Origin of the sequence: Streptomyces poriticola (assembly GCF_036689765.1) — a bacterium.
GTDB classification, from domain to species: domain Bacteria; phylum Actinomycetota; class Actinomycetes; order Streptomycetales; family Streptomycetaceae; genus Streptomyces; species Streptomyces poriticola.
In genome coordinates, this window is record NZ_JBAGKH010000013.1 from 1 (window position 1) to 20,014 (window position 20,014).

At 71.2% G+C, this 20,014-nt stretch carries 16 protein-coding genes; 6 read left to right on the plus strand and 10 right to left on the minus strand.

Translation table 11 applies throughout. From position 1 onward, the window contains the following. Positions 1 to 506 precede the first annotated feature (506 nt). Both V5O46_RS18210 and V5O46_RS18215 read right to left on the minus strand, forming a co-directional pair. Positions 507 to 1,811 (minus strand): winged helix DNA-binding domain-containing protein, encoded by a 1,305-nt coding sequence (locus tag V5O46_RS18210; protein ID WP_332885666.1) that lies wholly within the window; start codon positions 1,809 to 1,811, stop codon positions 507 to 509. 516 nt (positions 1,812 to 2,327) lie between these two features. After that, positions 2,328 to 4,271 carry an ABC transporter ATP-binding protein gene (locus V5O46_RS18215; protein ID WP_332885667.1) on the minus strand — a complete coding sequence of 648 codons (1,944 nt, stop codon included), beginning with the start codon at positions 4,269 to 4,271 and terminating at the stop codon, positions 2,328 to 2,330. A 76-nt stretch (positions 4,272 to 4,347) separates the two neighbouring features. On the opposite strand from V5O46_RS18215, the gene V5O46_RS18220 reads away from it, so the two are divergent. The 4 genes from V5O46_RS18220 to V5O46_RS18235 all read left to right on the plus strand — a co-directional run bounded on the left by V5O46_RS18220 (position 4,348) and on the right by V5O46_RS18235 (position 9,309). After that, on the plus strand, positions 4,348 to 4,926 hold the full coding sequence (locus tag V5O46_RS18220; protein WP_332885668.1) for a TetR/AcrR family transcriptional regulator: 579 nt from the start codon (positions 4,348 to 4,350) through the stop codon (positions 4,924 to 4,926). A gap of 366 nt (positions 4,927 to 5,292) precedes the next feature. Next, complete coding sequence (locus V5O46_RS18225; protein ID WP_332885669.1) at positions 5,293 to 6,618, plus strand: PhoH family protein; 1,326 nt, start codon at positions 5,293 to 5,295, stop codon at positions 6,616 to 6,618. Positions 6,619 to 7,047: 429 nt separating this feature from the next. Then, entirely contained in the window at positions 7,048 to 7,752 is a 705-nt protein-coding gene (locus V5O46_RS18230) for an aggregation-promoting factor C-terminal-like domain-containing protein (RefSeq protein ID WP_332885670.1), read from the plus strand. Between the two features lie 192 nt (positions 7,753 to 7,944). Next, positions 7,945 to 9,309, plus strand: a complete 1,365-nt coding sequence (locus tag V5O46_RS18235) for an AI-2E family transporter (RefSeq protein WP_332885671.1) — start codon at positions 7,945 to 7,947, stop codon at positions 9,307 to 9,309. Positions 9,310 to 9,399: 90 nt separating this feature from the next. On the opposite strand, the gene V5O46_RS18240 is transcribed toward V5O46_RS18235, so the two are convergent. The 3 genes from V5O46_RS18240 to V5O46_RS18250 form a co-directional block, all read right to left on the minus strand. After that, the gene (locus V5O46_RS18240; protein WP_332885672.1) at positions 9,400 to 9,858 is read right to left on the minus strand and encodes a hypothetical protein; all 459 of its coding nucleotides are present in this window, start codon (positions 9,856 to 9,858) and stop codon (positions 9,400 to 9,402) included. A 252-nt stretch (positions 9,859 to 10,110) separates the two neighbouring features. Continuing rightward, positions 10,111 to 10,644, minus strand: coding sequence for an alkyl hydroperoxide reductase (locus tag V5O46_RS18245; protein WP_332885673.1), 534 nt, complete (start codon positions 10,642 to 10,644; stop codon positions 10,111 to 10,113). A gap of 1 nt (position 10,645) precedes the next feature. Further along, positions 10,646 to 11,200: a peroxiredoxin gene (locus V5O46_RS18250; protein WP_332885674.1), complete on the minus strand. Its 555-nt coding sequence runs from the start codon at positions 11,198 to 11,200 to the stop codon at positions 10,646 to 10,648. A gap of 129 nt (positions 11,201 to 11,329) precedes the next feature. Between V5O46_RS18250 and V5O46_RS18255 the strand changes: the two genes are divergently transcribed. Next, positions 11,330 to 12,322, plus strand: a complete 993-nt coding sequence (locus V5O46_RS18255; RefSeq protein ID WP_332885779.1) for a LysR substrate-binding domain-containing protein — start codon at positions 11,330 to 11,332, stop codon at positions 12,320 to 12,322. A 97-nt stretch (positions 12,323 to 12,419) separates the two neighbouring features. On the opposite strand, the gene V5O46_RS18260 is transcribed toward V5O46_RS18255, so the two are convergent. The 5 genes from V5O46_RS18260 to V5O46_RS18280 all read right to left on the minus strand — a co-directional run bounded on the left by V5O46_RS18260 (position 12,420) and on the right by V5O46_RS18280 (position 17,293). After that, positions 12,420 to 14,762 carry an ABC transporter permease gene (locus tag V5O46_RS18260; protein WP_408649013.1) on the minus strand — a complete coding sequence of 781 codons (2,343 nt, stop codon included), beginning with the start codon at positions 14,760 to 14,762 and terminating at the stop codon, positions 12,420 to 12,422. Then, a complete protein-coding gene (locus V5O46_RS18265) occupies positions 14,759 to 15,445 on the minus strand; it encodes an ABC transporter ATP-binding protein (RefSeq protein ID WP_332885675.1) in 687 nt (228 codons plus the stop codon). Before V5O46_RS18265 ends, V5O46_RS18260 begins: the two co-directional genes overlap by 4 nt. After that, positions 15,442 to 15,966, minus strand: coding sequence for a PadR family transcriptional regulator (locus tag V5O46_RS18270; protein WP_332885676.1), 525 nt, complete (start codon positions 15,964 to 15,966; stop codon positions 15,442 to 15,444). The genes V5O46_RS18265 and V5O46_RS18270 overlap by 4 nt, the downstream gene beginning before the upstream one ends. A gap of 131 nt (positions 15,967 to 16,097) precedes the next feature. Further along, entirely contained in the window at positions 16,098 to 16,361 is a 264-nt protein-coding gene (locus tag V5O46_RS18275) for a hypothetical protein (RefSeq protein ID WP_332885677.1), read from the minus strand. Next, complete coding sequence (locus V5O46_RS18280; protein ID WP_332885678.1) at positions 16,358 to 17,293, minus strand: SPFH domain-containing protein; 936 nt, start codon at positions 17,291 to 17,293, stop codon at positions 16,358 to 16,360. The genes V5O46_RS18275 and V5O46_RS18280 overlap by 4 nt, the downstream gene beginning before the upstream one ends. A gap of 260 nt (positions 17,294 to 17,553) precedes the next feature. Between V5O46_RS18280 and V5O46_RS18285 the strand changes: the two genes are divergently transcribed. After that, positions 17,554 to 19,869, plus strand: coding sequence for a transglycosylase domain-containing protein (locus tag V5O46_RS18285; RefSeq protein WP_332885679.1), 2,316 nt, complete (start codon positions 17,554 to 17,556; stop codon positions 19,867 to 19,869). Positions 19,870 to 20,014 lie beyond the last annotated feature (145 nt).

The following is a 20,014-nucleotide window of genomic DNA, read 5'->3' on the forward strand; positions in this document are numbered from 1 at the left end:
CAATTTCATCAGACGGTGTTTCAGCCAGGCTGTCTTGGGGCGGCTGCGATGACTGCCCAGCGCTGCTGCAGAGTTCGCCGGTCAGTCGACCAGCTGGTCAGCCGGTCAGTCGGTGCGCCGGTGGTACGGCGGCTTCCCCGTGGTGGGTGAACCCGATGCCGGCGGTGCCGGGTTCGTGTGCACGGCGATCGGGAGCATGTCGAGGTTCTGCGACACGGTTCCCAGGTCGCGGCGTCGGCGCACGAGTTGGAGGGCCCGGGCCGGGGCGGGGTGCGGTCGGACGGACCCGGTCGGTTGCGCCGGGCGACTGCGACGAGTGGGGTCAGCGTTCCCGCAGGTGGGAGCCCGTGGGCGGGCTTGGCCTGCTTGGCGTGCGGGGCGTCCGTGATGGTCACGGCGCCGGTCAGGCCGACGGCGTCCAGCAGGGATGCGGACGCGCAATCTCGTTCCTTCGGCCTGCAAGCTGACGCCAGGTCAGGACGTCTCGGCCACGGGGCCCCTGCGGGTCAGGCGTGCGGGCCCACCGTCACCTCGCCCACCACCAGTTCCGCCGTCGCCTCCAGTACCTCGCCCACCCGTTCCGCCTGATCGGCCAGCTGTCGCTGCTGGTGGGCCGTCAAGTCGCCGAGGGGTTCCACCGTCAGTGTCGTGCGGCGGCCTCTGCGGCGTTGGTGCCAGACGCCCGCCACCACGCCGTCCACCAGCAGGACGGGGTAGTTGCCCGCCTGTCCGCCCGCCAGCGCCCGGTCGCTCGCGGCGCCGGGGAACAGGCGTTCCCTGGGCTGTGCGGCGATGGCGTATGCGTCGAAGTAGGGGAGGAGGCGTACGCCCCGTTGCCGTTCCCGCGGATTCTCCGGGAAGTCGTGGTCGCCGGCCGCCACCCAGGCCCGTTCGTTCTCGAACACCGTCTCCTCGATCTCGCCGTCGGCGGCCAGTTTCTCGAAGAGCGCCGTCGCCCAGGTGGCACCGGTCGCCAGCCAGCGGGCGAAGTGCTGGGGCCGGGCCGGGCCGTAGGAGTACAGGTAGCGGCGTACGAGAGTGCGCAGGGCTTGCTCGGGCGGCAGCGGGGTGAAGTGCGGCGGGCGGGTGTACGTCACCTTGCGGCCGCGGTCCGGGCCGAAGCACAGTGCGCCCGTCTGCCCGGCCCGGTGCAGTACCTGCCGCCAGCGCGGCCACCAGCCCTGGAACGCCGGCATCACCAGGTCACCGGCCCACGGTCCGGTGCGGACCACGATCTCCTCGGTCAGTTCGTCGGCGGTCAGGCATGCGCCTTCCAGCGCCTCGCCGATCGCTGCCACCACCTGCTCGGCCTGTTCGTCGGTGAGGCGGGCGTCGGGCCGGAACGGGTTCGGGCCGGAGGGCACGGCGGACAACGCGGCGGACCAGAGCGGCAGTTCGGCCGCGGGCAGCAGGTGGACCGTGCCGCGCGGACCGAACGTCTTCACCAGCCGGGCCGACAGTCGGGCCTCTGCTGTCGGCGGCGCAGGCGGCGCCACCTCCACGGTCCGCTCCGCCGCATACCGTGCCCGTGCCCGTGCCTCGCCCGCGGTCCGCTCCGCCGCGTACCGTGCTTCTCCCGCTTCCCCTGCCTCCCCCTCCCGTAGCGCGGCCCGCACGTCCGACCTGGTCACCCCGGCCGTCCGCAGACCGACGGACAGCTCCGCCGCCGACAGGACCTGAGCGTGCGCGCCGAGCATCGCGCCGACCACCTCGGTGACCGGTGTGCCCTGCCGGGCCGCCGTCGTCAGGAACTGCCGCTCCAGCCGTCGCGCGCTCGCCGCGGCCCACGTGACCCTCGCGGTTGTCGTCATGCGGTGACGGTACGGCCCCTATAGGCCAGATTCTGTCCTATTTACCCCCACTGTCTTTTCGCTCTCCCCTCCAGTCTCCGGCTCGCCGGTTGCCGCATCGTTATCGCGAATTGGTCGCATCTGCGGGACGCCATCACGTAAGTTCAGACCAAGGTAATTCGCGTGAGCAAAGCTGCGCGGGCGGCACCGCGCAGTGGAGGGGGCTGCGCGGTGCCGGGTCAAGCGCGCGTTCGCCGCTCGGGTCACCCGGTGGAGGGATGCGGGTGACCCGTCCCCCCGGTCGTGTCCAGATCCGCGGAATCCTCATGTGTTGCGGCTGTGGCGCCCAGGTGAACGTGGGGCCTCCGTGGCCTTCGGTGTGTTGCCGGACGATTTCGGAGAGTAGTTGTGCCGCGCCGATGCACGCAGCATCACTTACGAAGGGTTATGGTGGAAACCCCCCCTCGGGCCGGTCCGTATCCCCCCCACGGACCGGCCCGTTTCTCTGTCCCGGTCCCACGGCAGGACCCGCCCCGGTCAGCAGGGTGCGACCGCCGCGGGCGCGGCGATGCGCAACGCCTCCACCAGCTCGCGGTACAGCGGGTCCCGCGCGAGCAGCTCCTCGTGGGTGCCCCGGGCGCGGACGCGGCCCTGGTCCATCACCACGATGGTGTCGGCGTCCAGCACCGTCGACAGCCGGTGGGCGATCGTGACCACCGCGCCGCGGTCGGCGCGGGCCCGTACGCAGTCGTGGACGGCGGCCTCGGTCAGACCGTCGAGCTGGGCGGTCGCCTCGTCGAGGAGCAGGACGTCGGGCGTGCGCAGCAGGGCCCGCGCCAGGGCGATGCGCTGGCGTTCGCCACCCGAGACGGTCGCGGCGGACAACTGGGTGTCCAGGCCGGACTCCAGGGCGTCGATCTTCTCGGCCAGGCGGACGTCGCGCAGTACTCGGCGCAGTTCCTCCTCCGTCGCGTCGGGACGGGAGAGCAGCAGGTTGTCGCGGACGGTCCCGGGCACGATCGGCGTGTCCTGCTCCACGTAGGCGAGACGCGCGCGGATCTCGCCGTGGCCGTGGTCGCGGTAGGGGCGGCCGTCCAGCAGCAGTTCGCCGCCCGTCGGTTCCAGGAAGCGCAGCACGAGGGAGAACAGCGTGGTCTTTCCGGCACCCGACGGGCCGACGATCGCGGTGTGGCCCCGCCGGGGGACGGTCAGCGTGACCCCGCGCACCGCCGGTTCGGCGTCCGGGCCGTAGGCGGCCGTCACATCCTTCAGTTCCAGTACGGGGGACCGGTCGTGCGGCTCCCGCGCCGGGCTCGGCGCCGGCACCCGGCCCGTCGCGTCCGCCGCCTGCATCTCCGCTGTCTGTGAATCCGGCGTCCGTGTTTCCGGCGCCCGCGTGTCCGGCGTCCGTATCTCCGCCGTCCGTTTGTCCGCCGTCCGTTTGTCCGCCGCCCGTTTGTCTGCCGCCCGTTTGTCTGCCGTCGGTGCGTCCGCCGTCCGTGTGTCCTCCGTCTGCATGTCGTCCGTCTCGCGGATCCGCTCGGCCGCGGCCAGACCGGCCTGCAGTGCGGTGACGTTCTGGCTCAGCTCGCTGATCGGTTCCATCAGGCCGAACGCGTACAGCAGAAAGGCGATCAGGCCGGACACCGCCAGCTCGCCCTCGGCGACCCGCCACGCGCCCAGGCCCAGGATCGCGATGATGGCCAGCTGGATGCCGGAACCCGCGATGGTCCATGCCAGCGCCTCACGGCGGACGGCGCGCACCCCGTACTCGGCTGATATGCGCGCCTCGGCCATGATCCGCTCGGCGGTCCGCTCCTCGGCTCGGCTCACCTTCACCGTGCGGATGGCGCGCAGCGCGCCCTCGAGCACACCGCCGAGCCGGCCGATGTGCTCCTGGGCCCGCTGCTGCGCCGTGGCGATCCCCGGCATCAGGACCGCGAACAGCACACCGATCAGCACCACCGCCACCAGCGTGGTGCCGAGCAGCACCAGGTCGAGCACGGCCATCAGGATCAGCGTGCCCAGCAGCATCACGGTGCCGTTGATCAGTCCGACCAGGGCGCCGGTCGCGGCCTCGCGCAGCAGGACGGTGTCCGAGGTGACGCGGGTGACCAGCTCGCCGGTCGGGCGGCGGGTGACAGCGGGCACCGTGGACCGCAGGAACCGCCGCACCATGGACGCGCGGGCGTCCAGCACAACGCGCTCGCCCAGCGAGCCGAGCAGCGTCCACTGCCAGTACCAGACGGCGCTGCCGATCACGAGCAGCACGAGCAGTCCGGTGACGGGGCGGCTCAACGACGCCGACCCGCCCAGGGCGTCCAGCACCCACTTGGTGACCATCGGTGTGGCGAGTCCCATCGCCGATCCCACCAGCGCCAGAACCAGTCCGAGGGTCAGCGTGCCGGTGTGCGGACGGGCGAACGACCAGAGGATTCCCAGTCGCGGGGCGCGCGAGACCATTACCTGAGGAGCATCCATGTATCTGAGTGGAACACGAGTGTTCCTTAAAGGGCAACTGAATTTCTTTCCAGGGCGAGGCGCTACCGTATGGGGCATGGCTGAGCAGCAACGCATCGCGATGGCCGAGAGCGGTACGCGTACCCGCACCAGGCGCGCCATCCTGGACGCGGCCGTCGCCCTGCTGTCCAAGGACGCGGGCGCGTCGCTGGCCGACGTGGCGACCGCGGCGGGGGTCGGGCGGACCACCGTCCACCGGTACTTCCCCGAGCGGTCCGACCTGCTGGCCGCGATCGGCACGGAGGTGCTGGAGAACGTCGCGGAGGCGACCGAGCGCGCCCGGCTCGACGAGGACGCGGTGCCGAGGGCCCTGGAGCGGCTCTGTCAGGAGTACTTCGAACTCGGCGCGGGGCTGACCCTGATGTTCGACTCGCCGCAGCTGATGACCTGGTCGGGCTGGGACGAGGAGACCCCTGCCGACCGGGCGCTGTTCCGGCTGGTCGAGCGCGGCCACGCCGAGGGCAGCGTCGATGCGGAGATGACCCCCGAGTGGGTGCAGAGCGTGCTGTGGTCGCTGCTCTACTCGGCCTGGGAACTCTCCCGCAGCCGCGGCGCGTCGAAGCACGCCGCCCTCTCGCTGTGCCTGCGCACACTGAACAAGGCCCTCGCGCCGTGAACGAGGTCCTCGCCCCCTGAGCGCCCCCACCGGGCCCGCGTGTCCCGCTCCCGCGCGCTGATCCGCACTTCCACCGCCGTCACGAGGAGTTCACCGGTCCGCCGTCATATGCCGTGGCATGGCAGCGCTTGTTCGAGGGCATAACCCCAGCAGGTCGATGTCCGAACCACGGGCATCGCATCTCAGCGGGCGGCACGGGGCCGTCCGCCCGGGAGGCCCTTTGCACCAGCCCGACCGTGCGGTCACGGCACGGAAGAAGCAGCGGAGGGCCGGTCGCCGGCCCGTGCCGGGCGTGCATGGGGGCCGTCGACCGGTCCAGCTCCGCCTCGTCGCTCCCCGACCTCTAACGAGGGGGTACGTCCTTCCGTGGTGACCAGCACAAAGCGCCACAAGCCCGACCGGCGCACTTACGTCCTCGACACCAGCGTCCTGCTGGCCGACCCGAACGCCCTGAGCCGCTTCGACGAGCACGAGGTAGTGCTCCCCGTCGTCGTGGTGACGGAACTGGAGGCCAAGCGGCACCATCCCGAGCTCGGCTACTTCGCCCGGCAGGCCCTGCGTCTGCTGGACGACTGCCGGGTCCGGCACGGCCGCCTCGACGCCCCCATTCCGATCGGCGGCCTCGGCGGCACCCTGCGGGTCGAGCTCAACCACTCGGACCCCAGCGTGCTGCCCACCGGCTACCGCCTGGGGGACAACGACTCCCGCATCCTCGCGGTCGCCCGCAATCTGCAGGCCGAGGGGTTCGACGTCACCGTCGTGTCGAAGGACCTCCCGCTGCGGATCAAGGCGTCGTCCGTCGGACTGCTCGCCGAGGAGTACCGCGCCGAGCTGGCCATCACGGACGCCTCCGGATGGACCGGAATGTCCGAACTGACCCTGCCCGGTGAGCAGGTGGACATCCTCTTCGAGGCGGGGCGCGTCCAGGTCCCCGAGGCCGCCGGCCTGCCCGTGCACACCGGTCTGACCATCCAGTCGGAGCGGGGCAACGCACTGGGGCGGGTCACCGCCGAGGGAGACGTCCGCCTGGTCCGCGGCGACCGCGAGGCGTTCGGCATCAAGGGCCGCAGCGCCGAGCAGCGGATCGCGCTGGACCTGCTCCTCGACCCGGACGTGGGGATCGTGTCCATGGGCGGCCGGGCCGGCACCGGCAAGTCGGCGCTGGCGCTCTGCGCGGGCCTGGAGGCGGTGCTGGAGCGCCGACAGCACCAGAAGGTGATGGTCTTCCGTCCGTTGTACGCGGTGGGCGGGCAGGAGCTCGGCTATCTGCCCGGCACCGAGGCGGAGAAGATGAGCCCCTGGGCGCAGGCGGTCTTCGACACGCTGTCGGCGGTCACCAGCCGCGAGGTCATCGAGGAGGTCACCGCCCGCGGCATGCTGGAGGTGCTGCCGCTCACCCACATCCGCGGCCGGTCGCTGCACGACGCGTTCGTCATCGTGGACGAGGCCCAGTCGCTGGAGCGGAACGTCCTGCTGACCGTGCTGTCCCGGATCGGGGCCGACTCCAGGGTCGTACTCACCCATGACGTGGCACAGCGGGACAATCTCCGCGTCGGTCGCTACGACGGAGTCGTCGCAGTCGTCGAGAAGCTGAAGGGGCATCCGCTCTTCGCGCACGTCACGCTGACGCGGTCCGAGAGGTCCCAGATCGCGGCGCTAGTGACCGAAATGCTCGAGGAAGGGCAGCTCTGAGCGGAAGTGCCTCATCTGGTCCAATACGGGCCGGTTGCACGGCGGTTGGCGCCGTCCGGGGAAGGCGAGAGCCTAGCCGGGCGGCGCCTTCGCGCGTGGGGGTTTCCGCGAATCCCCTGGGGCAAACGGGATGTGAGCTTTCACACGCAACACAGAATTGCCTCCCGCCGTCGTGTTACGGCAGAGTCTCACTCCTGTCAGGCCCCGCATACGACACAGCCACGCCCCCAGCGGTGTGGCGCCACAGCAGTACCAGAGCCAACTCCATAGCAGCGTCGTATGCCGCCCGAGCACCACGCGGCGCTCCCCCTGCGGGAGTTGCCCACCGGGCCCGCGCCTCCCGTGACCCCGAAGTTGGGGAGGCCAGCGCCAGGGGCACGATTGCGTCCGCGAGGGTCACCGAAGCGGGCGATGCTGGAAGGAAACCGTGTGAGCCGGATCTCGGTCCGGGGATTCGCAGTGGCCTCGGCCACGGCGGTCACCGCTGTCGGAAGCGTCGTCGGCGTTGCCTCGGGCAGCACCGCGCAGAACAACGACGCCGAAGCGACGGCCAGCGGCACGACGCTCCTCGCGGACATCCCCGTGGGGCAGCAGGCCCAGGTACAGACCGCGTCCCTGACGCAGCAGGCCGACGCACAGGCGATCGCCGCGGACGCGGGCGCCAAGAAGGAGGCCGAGGAAGCGGCCCGCAAGGCCGCCGCCGAGACCGCCGTCGCGAAGAAGAAGGAAGCCGACGCGAAGGCCAAGGCCGCCGAGGAGGCCAAGAAGCGCGAGGAGGCCAAGAAGGCCGCCAGCCGCAGCGCCGCCCGCGACGCCTCCGACTTCACCGTCCAGAGCTCGTACTCCATCTCGCAGATCCAGTCGATGGCGCGGCAGATGGTCCCCAGCGGCCAGTGGCAGTGCTTCAGCAACATCGTGGACCACGAGTCCAGCTGGAACTATAAGGCGGTCAACCCCTCCTCCGGCGCCTACGGCCTGTTCCAGGCGCTGCCGGCCGGCAAGTACGCCTCGGCCGGCGCCGACTGGCGGACCAACCCGGCCACCCAGATCAAGTGGGGCCTGAACTACATGAACGACCGGTACGGCAGCCCGTGCGACGCCTGGGCGTTCTGGCAGGCCAACCACTGGTACTGAGCCGTCGGCGGACGGGCCGGGGCCGCCACCCGGCCCCCGCCCCACCGCGAGCGGCCCCCCGGACCCGCCCGGCACCGCTCAACTCCGCGCAGCCCCTCACCGTCCTACGGTGGGGGGCTTTCGCCCTGCTACGGTCGGGCCGGACGACTCCAGGGGGGAGTGGTGGGGAAAGACGGGGGAAGAGGACGGATCATGTCGCGAGTGCCAGGGTGGCTCGGCGGGCTCGGCGGGCTCGGCGCCGGACTGACCCGGATGGGCCGGAGGCTGGAGCAGCGCCGCGCCGAGGTCGAGCGGGAACACGCCCGCGCCGAGGCCGAGCACCTGCCGCGCGCCGAGGACCCCGTGCCGCCGCCCCCGGACCATCCGCCCGCGGTCCCGGCCCGCCCCGACCCCGCCCAGGCGGTGCCCTGGGGCATGCGGGTCGCGGCCGAGGTGGGCTGGCGGCTGCTGGTCCTGGCCGGCACGTTGTGGGTGCTGATGCGGGTCATCAGCGCCGTCCAGCTGGTGGTGCTGGCCTTCGTGGCCGCCCTGCTGATCACGGCCCTGCTGCAGCCGACCGTGGCGCGGCTGCGCCGGCTCGGGGTGCCGCGCGGGCTCGCCACGGCGCTCACCGCGATCCTCGGCTTCGTCGTCATGGGCCTGATCGGCTGGTTCGTGACCTGGCAGGTCATGGAGAACATCGACAACCTCTCCGACCAGGTTCAGGACGGCATCGACGAGCTCCGCAGATGGCTGCTGAACAGCCCCTTCCACGTCACCGACAAACAGATCAACGAGATCGCCAAGAACCTGCGCGAAGCGGTCGGCGCCAACACCGACCAGATCACCTCGGCCGGACTGGAGGGCGTCACCGTCGTCGTCGAGACCCTGACCGGCATCCTGCTGGCGGTCTTCGCGACGCTGTTCCTGCTCTACGACGGCCGGCGCATCTGGGAGTGGACGCTGAAGCTGGTCCCGGCCGCCGCCCGCCCGGGCGTGGCCGGCGCCGGCCCGCGGGCCTGGCGCACCCTTACCGCGTATGTGCGCGGCACGGTGGTGGTGGCCCTGATCGACGCCGTCTTCATCGGTATCGGCATCTACTTCCTCGATGTGCCGATGGCCGTGCCGCTGGCGGTGTTCATCTTCCTGTTCGCGTTCATCCCGCTGGTCGGCGCGGTGGTCTCGGGCGCACTCGCGGTGGTGGTCGCGCTGGTCACCCAGGGGGTGTTCACCGCCGTGATGACCCTCGTCGTCGTCCTGGCGGTGCAGCAGATCGAGGGCCACATCCTCCAGCCGTTCATCCTCGGCCGCGCGGTCCGGGTCCATCCGCTGGCCGTGGTGCTGGCCGTCTCCTGCGGCGGCCTGGTGGCCGGTATCGGCGGCGCGGTGGTCGCCGTACCGCTGGTCGCGGTGACCAACACCGTCGTCGGCTATCTACGGGCCTACTCCCAGGAGGCCGCGCTGCGCAGGACGGCCCCGCCGTCCGGCGCGACGGCACCGGACGCCCCGCCCGGCCCCGCCCCGAAGCAACGGCCCGCCCCGCCGCCTGCGGCTCCACCGGATCCGGCGGAGGCGTAGCAGGAGGCGTAGCAGGGGTGCCTGCGGCGGGGACTCACTCCGCCCGGGCCGTCCCGGGCGGGGTGAGTCGTTCGGGCGGACGGGACCGGATCAGGCCCTGCCGACGCGCCACGGGGTGCAGCCGTAGCTGACGCCCTTCTTCTCGAGGCAGCCACGGAAGAAGATGTACGTGCCCTCCTTGACGTTGTCGGTCGAGCGGGCCGAGGCTGGGGCGGTCTTGCCCGCGGTGGACGCGTTCCACAGCATCTTTCCGCCTTCGATCGTCTTGGCCTGGCCCCGGACGGAGTAGCCGTCGGAGCGGGTGTCGGAGACGTAGACGCTGTCGCCGAAATTGCGGCCGAAGTGGCCGGGGTCGGCGATCCAGTAGACGCGGCCTGCCTCTCGGCTGTCGTTCTTGAGGACGAAGTAGGCGCTGCCCGGGTACCTGTCGTCCGAGTTCCAGAACTCGTGGCCGAGGCCGGCGGCGCCGGCCGACCCGGCGGTGGTGAAGGTCAGGGCCAGGGCAGCGGCGAGGGTTCCGGCAGCCGCGAGGGACTTGCGTATGTTCACGTGTCTGCGTTCCTTCTGTTGTGCTTGATCGGCGAGTGCAAGCAGTACAGGCGCAGTCGGTGCTCCGTCCAGCATCTGGGACGTCCCGGGACAGCGTGAACCCTGACCAGCGAGGACGCGCGGAGTCTGGGACGCAGACGGGACGCAGATGGGACCTGCCGCCGCCCGACGGCAACGGGCCCCGCTCACCGTCAGGGTGAGCGGGGCCCGTGTGTCCGTCCGCGGGACGGCGCGGTGCGCGTCCGTGGCCGGCTACTCGGCGAGGACCGCCTCGGCGTCCAGCGTGGCGCCCACGGCCTGGACGACGGACGCGATCTTGAAGGCCTCCTGGATCGTCTCGCGGTCCAGGCCCGCCTTGCGCAGCACCTGCTCGTGCGAGTCCAGGCACAGACCGCAGCCGTTGATCGCGGAGACCGCGAACGACCACAGCTCGAAGTCGACCTTGTCGACGCCGGGGTTGCCGATGACGTTCATCCGCAGACCGGCCCGCAGGGTGCCGTACTCGTGGTCCGACAGCAGGTGCCGGGTGCGGTAGAACACGTTGTTCATCGCCATCACGGCGGCGGCGGCCTTGGCGGCCGTGTACGCCTCCGGCGTCAGGTTGGCCTTGGCCTCCGGGGCCAGCTCGCGCAGCACGATGGGGGAGCGCGAGGCGATGGCGGTCGCCAGCACGGTGCCCCACAGCTGCTGGGCCGGCAGCTCGGAGTTGCCGATGACCGAGCCCAGGTTGAGCCTCAGGTCCTTGGCGTAGTCCGGTACGGCGGACTTCAGGGCGTCGAGCGACATGTCACTCACCGGCCAGCAGCGCGACCGGGTCCAGGGTCTCGTCGCCCTTGCTCCAGTTGCAGGGGCACAGCTCGTCGGTCTGCAGGGCGTCCAGGACCCGCAGGACCTCCTTGGGGTTACGGCCGACGGAACCGGCGGTCACCATCGAGAACTGGATCTCGTTGTTCTGGTCGACGATGAAGACGGCGCGCTTGGCGAAGCCGTCCTCGCCCTCGATGCCGAGGTCGCGCATCAGCTCGTGCTTGGAGTCCGCCATCATCGGGAACGGCAGGTCGCGCAGGTCGTCGTGGTCCTTGCGCCAGGCGTGGTGGACGAACTCGGAGTCACCGGAGAAGCCGAGGACCTGGGCGTCGCGGTCCGCGAACTCGTCGTTCAGCTTGCCGAAGGCGGCGATCTCGGTCGGGCACACGAAGGTGAAGTCCTTGGGCCAGGCGAAGACGACCTTCCACTTGCCCTCGTAGGTCTTGTGGTCGATCGTGTCGAACTCCTTGCCCTTCTCCAGCGAGACGCAGGCGGTCAGTTCGAACTCGGGGAACTTGTCACCGACAGTGAGCACACGCTCTCCTTGCAGCGAAGAAACTCCCGGATCGCGGGCGTTTCCCATGGGTTGGACGTTGCTGATGTTGGCACAGCGTGCATTGATTACGGAAATAGCTACACTCGGTCGAGTTGATCGGAGGTTGCTATCAGTACCGTCGTCAAACCCAGGCAGCCCAGCCTCGCCCAGCTCCGCGCCTTCGCCGCCGTCGCCGAGCATCTGCACTTCCGGGACGCCGCGGCGGCGATCGGGATGAGCCAGCCCGCGCTGTCCGGTGCGGTGTCCGCCCTGGAGGAGACCCTCGGTGTCACGCTCCTGGAGCGTACGACCCGCAAGGTGCTGCTCTCGCCGGCCGGCGAGCGGCTCTCCGTGCGGGCCAAGGCGGTACTGGCGGAGGTCGGGGCGCTGATGGAGGAGGCGGAGGCGGTCCGGGCGCCCTTCACCGGGGCGCTGCGGCTCGGTGTCATCCCCACCGTGGCGCCGTACGTCCTGCCCACGGTGCTGCGGCTGGCGCACGACCGCTACCCGGACCTCGACCTGCAGGTCCACGAGGAGCAGACGGCGAGCCTGCTGGACGGGCTGGCCGCCGGCCGGCTCGACCTGCTGCTGCTCGCCGTGCCGCTCGGGGTACCCGGCGTCACCGAACTTCCCCTCTTCGACGAGGACTTCGTGCTCGTCACCCCGCTCGACCACTGGCTCGGCGGTCGGGAGGGCATTCCGCGGGAGGCGCTGCGCTCGCTGAACCTGCTGCTGCTCGACGAGGGGCACTGCCTGCGGGACCAGGCGCTGGACATCTGCCGGGAGGCCGGCCGAGCGGACGTGCCGGCCACGACCACGGCGGCCGGGCTGTCCACGCTGGTGCAGCTGGTGGCGGGTGGGCTCGGGGTGACGCTGCTGCCGCGTACCGCGGTGCGGGTGGAGACCTCGCGGTCGTCGCAGCTGCTCACCGCGTCGTTCGCCGATCCGGCCCCCACCCGGAGGGTCGCGCTGGCCATGCGGGCGGGGGCGGCGCGGGCGGAGGAGTACGAGGAGCTGGCGGCCGCCCTGCGGGGGGCGATGGAGGATCTCCCGGTGCGGATCGTGCACCGGGGGGACGGGGACGACCAGCCTGCCGCCCCCGGATCCCCTGCTCCGGCCTGAACGGTCCCGTCCTCGAACGCCGGACGGTCCCCGGGCCCCGGACGTGCCGAGAACACAGCCCGTCCGGGGCCCGGGGACCGGTCCGAGGACCGCGCAGCTACTCCGTGCGCAGGCCCTCCGGCCGCATCAGGCGGAGCAGGGGCGGGAGGCTGAGCAGCGTCACCACCACCACGACCGCCGCGCCGATGCCGGTCATCGACCACACGCTCGCCCAGTCGACACGGACCGGTGTGGACGTCATCCTCAGCAGCACGGCACCCAGCGTCAGGCCGACCACCGACGCCAGCACCAGGCCCAGCGTGATCGGGATCGCCGTCTGCCACAGCACCGACAGGCTCAGCGTGCGCCGCCGGGTGCCGAAGGCGACCAGCGCCGACAGCAGCTTCTTGCGCTCGCGCAGCTGCTCCAGCTGGGACACCAGCATGCTGGCCCCGATCAGCGCCAGCACACACGCGGCGCCGACGAACAGACCGGTGCGGACGGCGGTGAACCGTTCTGACTGCTTCGTCGACTCCCACAGCATGGGGTACGCCATCGGGTCGACGGCCGTGGCCGTGTTGCGGGCGTGGTCCACGGCGTCCGGCACGGACCTGTCGAGCTGGAGGTAGATGTCTCCCTCCAGGGCCGGTTCGGCCGTGGCCGCCAGCGCCTTCGGCGTCACCAGGAAGCCGCCGGTCTCCCTGCCGGTCGGGCCGAGCCGAGGCTCCGCGTCCCGCACACCCTCCGGCACGCTCCAGGGGATCTCCTTGCCCTTCGGCGAGCCCTCGTAGCTCGGGTCGAGGTAGAGCGTCCGGCCGCCCGTTGCGAGTTTCGCGGTGTCCGCGTCGTACTCCGCCCGCTTCACGGCGAACACATCGCCGTCCCGGCACGACGGCAGCCGAGCGATCTCGCGCAGGGCGGCGCAGTCGCCGACGGTCAGCTCCGTGCTCAGCTCCGGATCGGCCCGCCGGTCGCCGAGGTAGCCCACGGCGTAGGCATCCACCCCGCGCACGCCCTCGGTGCTGCGCAGCCGCTCCGCGGCCGGGCCGACCGGCACCTCCTCCGGCAGGGTCACCTGCATCTGCGCCCGCATCAGATCGCGGCCGGTGCTCCGGGTGTAGTCGTCGTCGACGCCCGCGAACAGCATCTGCAGCGCGATCGCCCCGGCGACGGCCACCGCCACGCCGTTGACCATGCGGGCCGCGGTGCCGGTGCTCACCTGCAGCCGGCGCACCGCCAGTTGCCACGACACTCCGCCGGAACCGAGCCGGGCGACGACCCGCTCCACCACCCAGGGCAGCAGCGCGGTCACGCCGAACAGCAGCAGCACGACACCGCCGATCACCAGGTACTGGTTGAACTCACCGTTGTCCCGGCCCTGGCCCAGCATCGGGTAGAGCATCGCCAGTCCGGCCAGCGGCAGCAGCAGCCGCCACCACAGTCGGCGCCGCGTGGGCCTGGCCGTACGCACCACGCCGAGCGGTTCGATGACCACCCCGCGCAGTGCGAACAGCGTCACCACGACCGCCGCCGCCGGGACCGCCACCGCGACCAGCAGCGCCAGCGCGGGCGAGGGGTTGAGATAGCTCGGGAACACGCTGACGCGGAACACCTCGGCCCGGCCCGCGAGCTGCCGCCCGATCAGGAAGAACACGGCACCGAAGGCGAGCCCGAGCACCGCCCCGGCCAGCGCCTCGCCGGCGGCGATCCGGCGGGTCATCCCGCTGTCGGAGCCGACCAGCCGCAGCGCCGCGAGCCGCCGGTCGCGCCGCTCGCCGCCGAAGCGCACGGCCGCGGCGATGAACACGGCGACCGGCATCAGCAGCACCACGAAGACGACCAGGATCAGCAGAAGCAGCACCGCGTCCAGCGGCTCGGCGGTGGCGCCGGGGTTCCCGAAGGTGTCGATCCGTTCCATCAGGCCGCCGTCGATCTGCCGGTCGAGCCCGTCGGCGCCGCGGTAGAAGGAGAGTTCGGCCGGGCCGATCAGCCCGCTCTCGCCGATGGTGCCCACGATCTCCTCCGGCAGCCGCTCCCGCAGCAGCTTCCCGCCGTCCGACTCCAGCAGCTCCTTCAGCGCGGGGGAGACCACCATCTCGCCCACGCCGGGAAACTCGTCCACACCCGGTGGCAGCGGTGCCCGCGGGCCCTCGGGCTGCAGTCCCCGGCCGCGCACGTCGTCGTCGCGGAACGTCGTGTCGACGTTGGCGACCACCAGAGTGTCGTCGGCCTTCGGGATCTGCTGCTGGGCGTAGGTGATGTCGGTGCGGGCGTTGGCCCGGTCGTCCCGGGCGGCCAGGGCGTTGGGGATGGCGGTGGTGAGCAGCAGCAGCGTCACCCCGAGCCCCACGCCGACGGCGGTCAGCAGCGCCCGGGTCCAGCCCTCGCGCCCGCCGGTGAACGCGAACCGGACGCCCATGGCCAGGTCGGAGGCCCACTGCCGGCCGCGCACCCGGCTCATATCGCGCGCTCCATGTCCCGGGACTTCCCGTCCCGTACGACGATCTCGCGGTCGGAGTACGCGGCCACCCGCGCCTCGTGCGTGACCAGCACGACGGCGGCGTTGGAGGACCGGGCGGCATCCGTGAGCAGCTCCATCACCCGCTCGCCGTTGAGGGAGTCGAGGGCGCCGGTGGGTTCGTCGGCGAACAGCACCCGCGGGCCGGTGACCAGCGACCGGGCGACGGCGACCCGCTGCCCCTGGCCGCCGGACACCTCGCCGGGCCGCTTCTTCCTCAGGTCGTCGACCTCGAGCCGCTCCATCCAGGACAGCGCCGCCCGCTCGGCCTCCCTGCGGGAGGTGCCGTTCAGCCGCAGCGGCAGCGCCACGTTCTCCACGCAGGTCAGCTCCGGCACCAGCTGCCCGAACTGGAAAACGAACCCGAACTCCGAGCGCCGGAGCTCACTGCGCTGGGCGTCGCTCATGGCGGACAGCTCGCGCCCGTGGTACGTGATCGTCCCGGAGTCGGGGGTGACGATCCCGGCGAGGCAGTGCAGCAGCGTGGACTTGCCGGACCCGGACGGGCCCATCACGGCGACGACCTCGCCGGGGTGGACGGAGAACTCGGCGCCGTCCAGGGCGAGCGTGGGGCCGTAGGCCTTGCGCAGGCCCTCGGCGGTGAGCAGCGAACCGGCCGGGGTCATCGGGTCACCGCCTCCCGGAGCCTGTCGAGGCGGGCCGCGGTCAGCTCCAGCCAGCGCAGGTCGGCTTCCAGATGGAACAGGGCGTGGTCGCAGATGAGCTGGTCGGCCAGATCGCCCTTGCGCTTGCGGTCGGTGAGGATCCGCATGCTGCGCAGATGCTCCGAGCGCTGGGTGTCGAGGAGGTCGGCTGCGTTGCGGTGGGTGAGCAGCGCGAGGACGACCTTCGTGTACAGCGTCGACTGCAGATACGGCTCGGGCTTCTCCGGGGTGGCGAGCCACTGCCCGACATCCGTGATGCCGGCCTCGGTGATCGCGTACCGCTTGCGCTCGGGGCCGCCGCCGGCCTCGATGCCGTCGACCTCGACGAGGCCGTTCTTCAGCAGCCGGGACATCGTCGAGTAGACCTGGCCGTAGTGGAGCGGCCGGTCGTGACCGAACTTCTCGTCGAAGGCCCGCTTCAGGTCGTAGCCGTGGCGGGGCCCGGACTCCAGGAGCCCGAGCAGAGTGTGACCGATGGACATGCCAGCACTCTACACACGGTGTATACGCACTATGTATACGCGGAGTGTGTAGCTGGTGGCGGCCGGTACGGCGGTGCTGGTCGGAGCCGATTGTCACGGTTCCGCTACGGCGCCGAGGGACCCGGCGGGAGTCACTCCTCCGGGTCGCCCCCGGCCTCCGGTGCCGCGGCCGGCGGGCGGCCCCGGCGCGGGATCGGGCCCGCTCCGCCGGGCAGCCTGCCGGACTCGGCCAGCGCCCGGCGGAGCAGGAACTCGATCTGGGCGTTGGCCGAGCGCAGCTCGTCCCCCGCCCAGCGGGCCAGCGCCTCGTACACCAGCGGGTCCAGCCGCAGCAGCACCTGCTTGCGCCGCTGCGGCCGACGCCGCGGGGACGGGTCCTCGGCGGGGGCCGTCACTGGTAGAGGGTCCCCGTGTTGATCACCGGCTGGGTGGAGCGGTCCCCGCACAGCACCACCATGAGGTTGGACACCATCGCCGCCTTGCGCTCCTCGTCCAGCTCCACGATGTCCTGCCGGGTGATCCGGGCCAGCGCCGCCTCGACCATGCCGACCGCGCCGTCCACGATCTGCCGCCGTGCCGCGACGACCGCGCCGGCCTGCTGCCGTTGCAGCATCGCCGAGGCGATCTCGGGGGCGTAGGCGAGGTGGGTGAACCGGGACTCGATGATCTGTACACCGGCCGCCTCCACGCGCGCGTGCAGCTCGACCGCGAGCTTCTCGGTGATCTCCTCGGCGTTGCCGCGCAGCGAGAGGCCGTCCTCCTCGTGTGCGTCGTAGGGGTACTCGATGGCGATGTGCCGCACGGCCGCCTCGGTCTGCGTGGAGACGAACTCGACGTAGTCGTCCACCTCGAACGTGGCCTGCGCGGTGTCCTCGACCCGCCACACCACGACCGCGGCCAGCTCGATCGGGTTGCCGTAGGCGTCGTTGACCTTCAGTACCGCGGTCTCGTGGTTGCGCACCCGCGTGGAGATCTTCTGGCGGGAGGTGAACGGGTTCACCCAGCGCAGCCCGTCCTGCCGGATCGTGCCCCGGTACCGCCCGAAGAGCTGGACCACCCGGGCCTCGCCCGGCGCCACCATGTTCAGCCCGCTCATCGCCATGATCGAGGCGATGGCGACCAGGATCCCGCCGACTATCAGTGCCGCCTTGCCGCCTGCGGCGGAGACGGCCGCCGACGCGGCGATCAGTCCGCCGCCGGCCAGCAGTCCGACCAGCCCGAGCAGCAGTGCGAGCCCGCCCCCGACGCTGTGCGCCGGGAACTCGCGGACGCGTGGCGCCGGCATCTCCGGGACGTCCGCGGTGGCGTGGGTGTCCTGTGTGGGCATGGGTGTTCCCCCGTCTGTTCCGGCGCCTCTGGGACGCTTGCTTTCTGCTATCTAATTGTGAGCAGATTACCTGTTCATGGCAACCCTGTACCCCCCTCGCACGTCGGTTCCATCGGGGCGGGTGCTGATTCTCACGTCCGTAAAAGGGCGGATCGGCGGCCCTTTGTCGCATCTGGCGGTGTTAGCTTTCTGAGCTGACCTGCCGACGAAACCTGTGTGACTTCTGAACACACATGACCGAAGCGGAGCGGATCGGATCCATGGGACGAGCGGAAGAGAGAAGGGCACGGCAGCGCGGTAGCCGCCGCGCTGCGCCGAGACGTGGCCGCTCGTCGGGTGCGCCCGGGAAGAGCGGCATACGCCGGCTGTTCACCTGGAAGAAGATCCTCGGCACGTTCTTCGGCCTCTGCCTGCTCGGCATGGGCGCGTTCATCGTGCTGTACATGGTCATCGACATCCCGCCGGCCAAGTCCGACGCGAAGCTGCAGAGCAACGTCTACAAGTACAGCGACGGCACGGTCCTCACCCGGGACGGCGAGCGCAACCGCGAGATCGTGGACCTGGCCAACGTGCCCAAGGACGTCCAGCACGCCTTCGTCGCCGCCGAGAACAAGACCTTCTACAAGGACTCCGGTGTCGACCTCAAGGGCACCGCGCGCGGTGTGTTCAACACGCTCTCGGGCAAGGGTGCGCAGGGCGGCTCGACCATCACCCAGCAGTACGTCAAGAACTACTACCTGACGCAGGACCAGACCGTCACCCGCAAGCTGAAGGAACTGGTCATCTCGCTCAAGCTGGACCGGGAGAAGTCCAAGGACTACATCCTCGCCGGCTACATGAACACCAGCTACTACGGCCGCAGCGCCTACGGCATCCAGGCCGCCGCCCAGGCCTACTACCGCGTCGACGCCGAGAACCTCACCATCGAGCAGGGCGCCTACCTGGCCGCGCTGCTCCAGGCGCCGAACCAGTACGACTGGGCCATCGCCACCGACACCGGCAAGAAGCTGGCCCAGGAACGCTGGAACTACGTCCTGGACAACATGGTCGAGATGAAATGGCTGGACGCGTCCGAGCGGCGGGCCATGAAGTTCCCCGTGCCCGAGGAGCCCAAGCCCAACGCCGGGCTGAAGGGCCAGGCCGGGTACCTGGTCGAGGCGGCCAACGCCGCGCTGAAGGAGCAGCTGGTCGCCGAGGGTGCGGCCGAGGACCTGGAGCAGGCCAAGGCCCTGGTCGACGCGGGCGGCTGGACCGTCACGCTCAACGTCGACAGGAAGAAGCAGGCCGAGCTGGAGAAGGCCGTCAAGGCCCAGCTGACCGGCAAGCTCGACCCCGGGCAGCGGAAGGTCGACGCCGACGTCCAGGCCGGTGCCGTCTCCGTCGACCCGAAGACGGGCGCGGTCGTGGCGATGTACGGCGGCGTGGACTACCTGAAGCACTTCACCAACAACGCCACCCGGGACGACTACCAGCCCGCGTCCACCTTCAAACCGGTGGTCCTGGCCGCCGCCGTGGACGGAGGCGCCGAGACGCAGGACGGCGTGCCCATCACTGCGAACACGATCTACGACGGTGACAGCAGGCGCCCGGTCGTGGACGACGGCCGCGCGGTCGGTTTCGCGCCCCCCAACGAGGACGAGGTCGACTACGGCGACATCACCGTCCAGGAGGCGATGAACAAGTCCGTCAACTCGGTCTTCGCCCAGATGGGTATCGACGTCGGCATGTCCGAGGTGGTGGACGTCGCCGGGAAGCTCGGCATGGAGACCAAGGGCATGGAGGCGGTGCCCGCGCAGACCCTGGGCAGTATGGGCGCGAGCCCGCTGGAGATGGCGGGGGTCTACGCCACCCTCGCCAACCACGGCGAGAAGGTCACCCCGGCGCTGGTGAAGTCCGCCGAACACAGTTCCCGCAAGGTGGAGTTCCCCGACCCGCTCGGCGAGCAGGTCATCAGCCGCGAGGCCGCGGACACGGTGACGTCCGTGCTGACCGGTGTGGTCAACGACGGTACGGCCCGGAAGTCCGTGCGGAACAACCCGCTGCGCGACGGCCAGCAGGTCGCGGGCAAGACGGGTACGTCCGACAACAACAGGTCGGCCTGGTTCACCGGCTACACGCCGGAACTGGTCACCTCGGTCGGCCTGTTCGGCGAGGACGACGAGCCGCCGCACAAACAGGTCCCGATGTACCAGGCGGGAGGTGTCGACCACCGGGTCAACGGCGGTGGCTTCCCGGCGGAGATCTGGGCCGCCTACACCTTCGGGGTGATGGACGGGACCAGCAAGTTCGACCTGGACACCAAGCAGGGTGCCGCGGTCCGGCGCAGCACCCCGCCGCCGGCCACGCGGACGCCGTCGCAGACGCCCACCGAGGAGCCGACCTCGCAGGCGCCCACCACGCAGGAACCGACCTCGCAGGCGCCCACCACCGAGGCGCCCACCGAGGAGCCGACCGAGACCCCGTCGTCGACTCCGCCGAGCACGCCGCCGACGAGCGAGGAGCCGACGGACGAGGAGTCCCCGGAGAACCCGCTGCTGCCGAACGGCGACCGCGACATCAACCGCAGAGACGACTGATCCGGCGGCCGGACCGGAGCTTGAGCCGGGACCGGCCCGCACGGACCGGCCCAGCCCGGCTTGACTCGGCCCGGTCCCGTCCGTCCCGGTCCTGTCCGGCTCGGTCCCGTCCGTCCCGGTCCTGTCCGGCTCGGCCCGCTCCGGC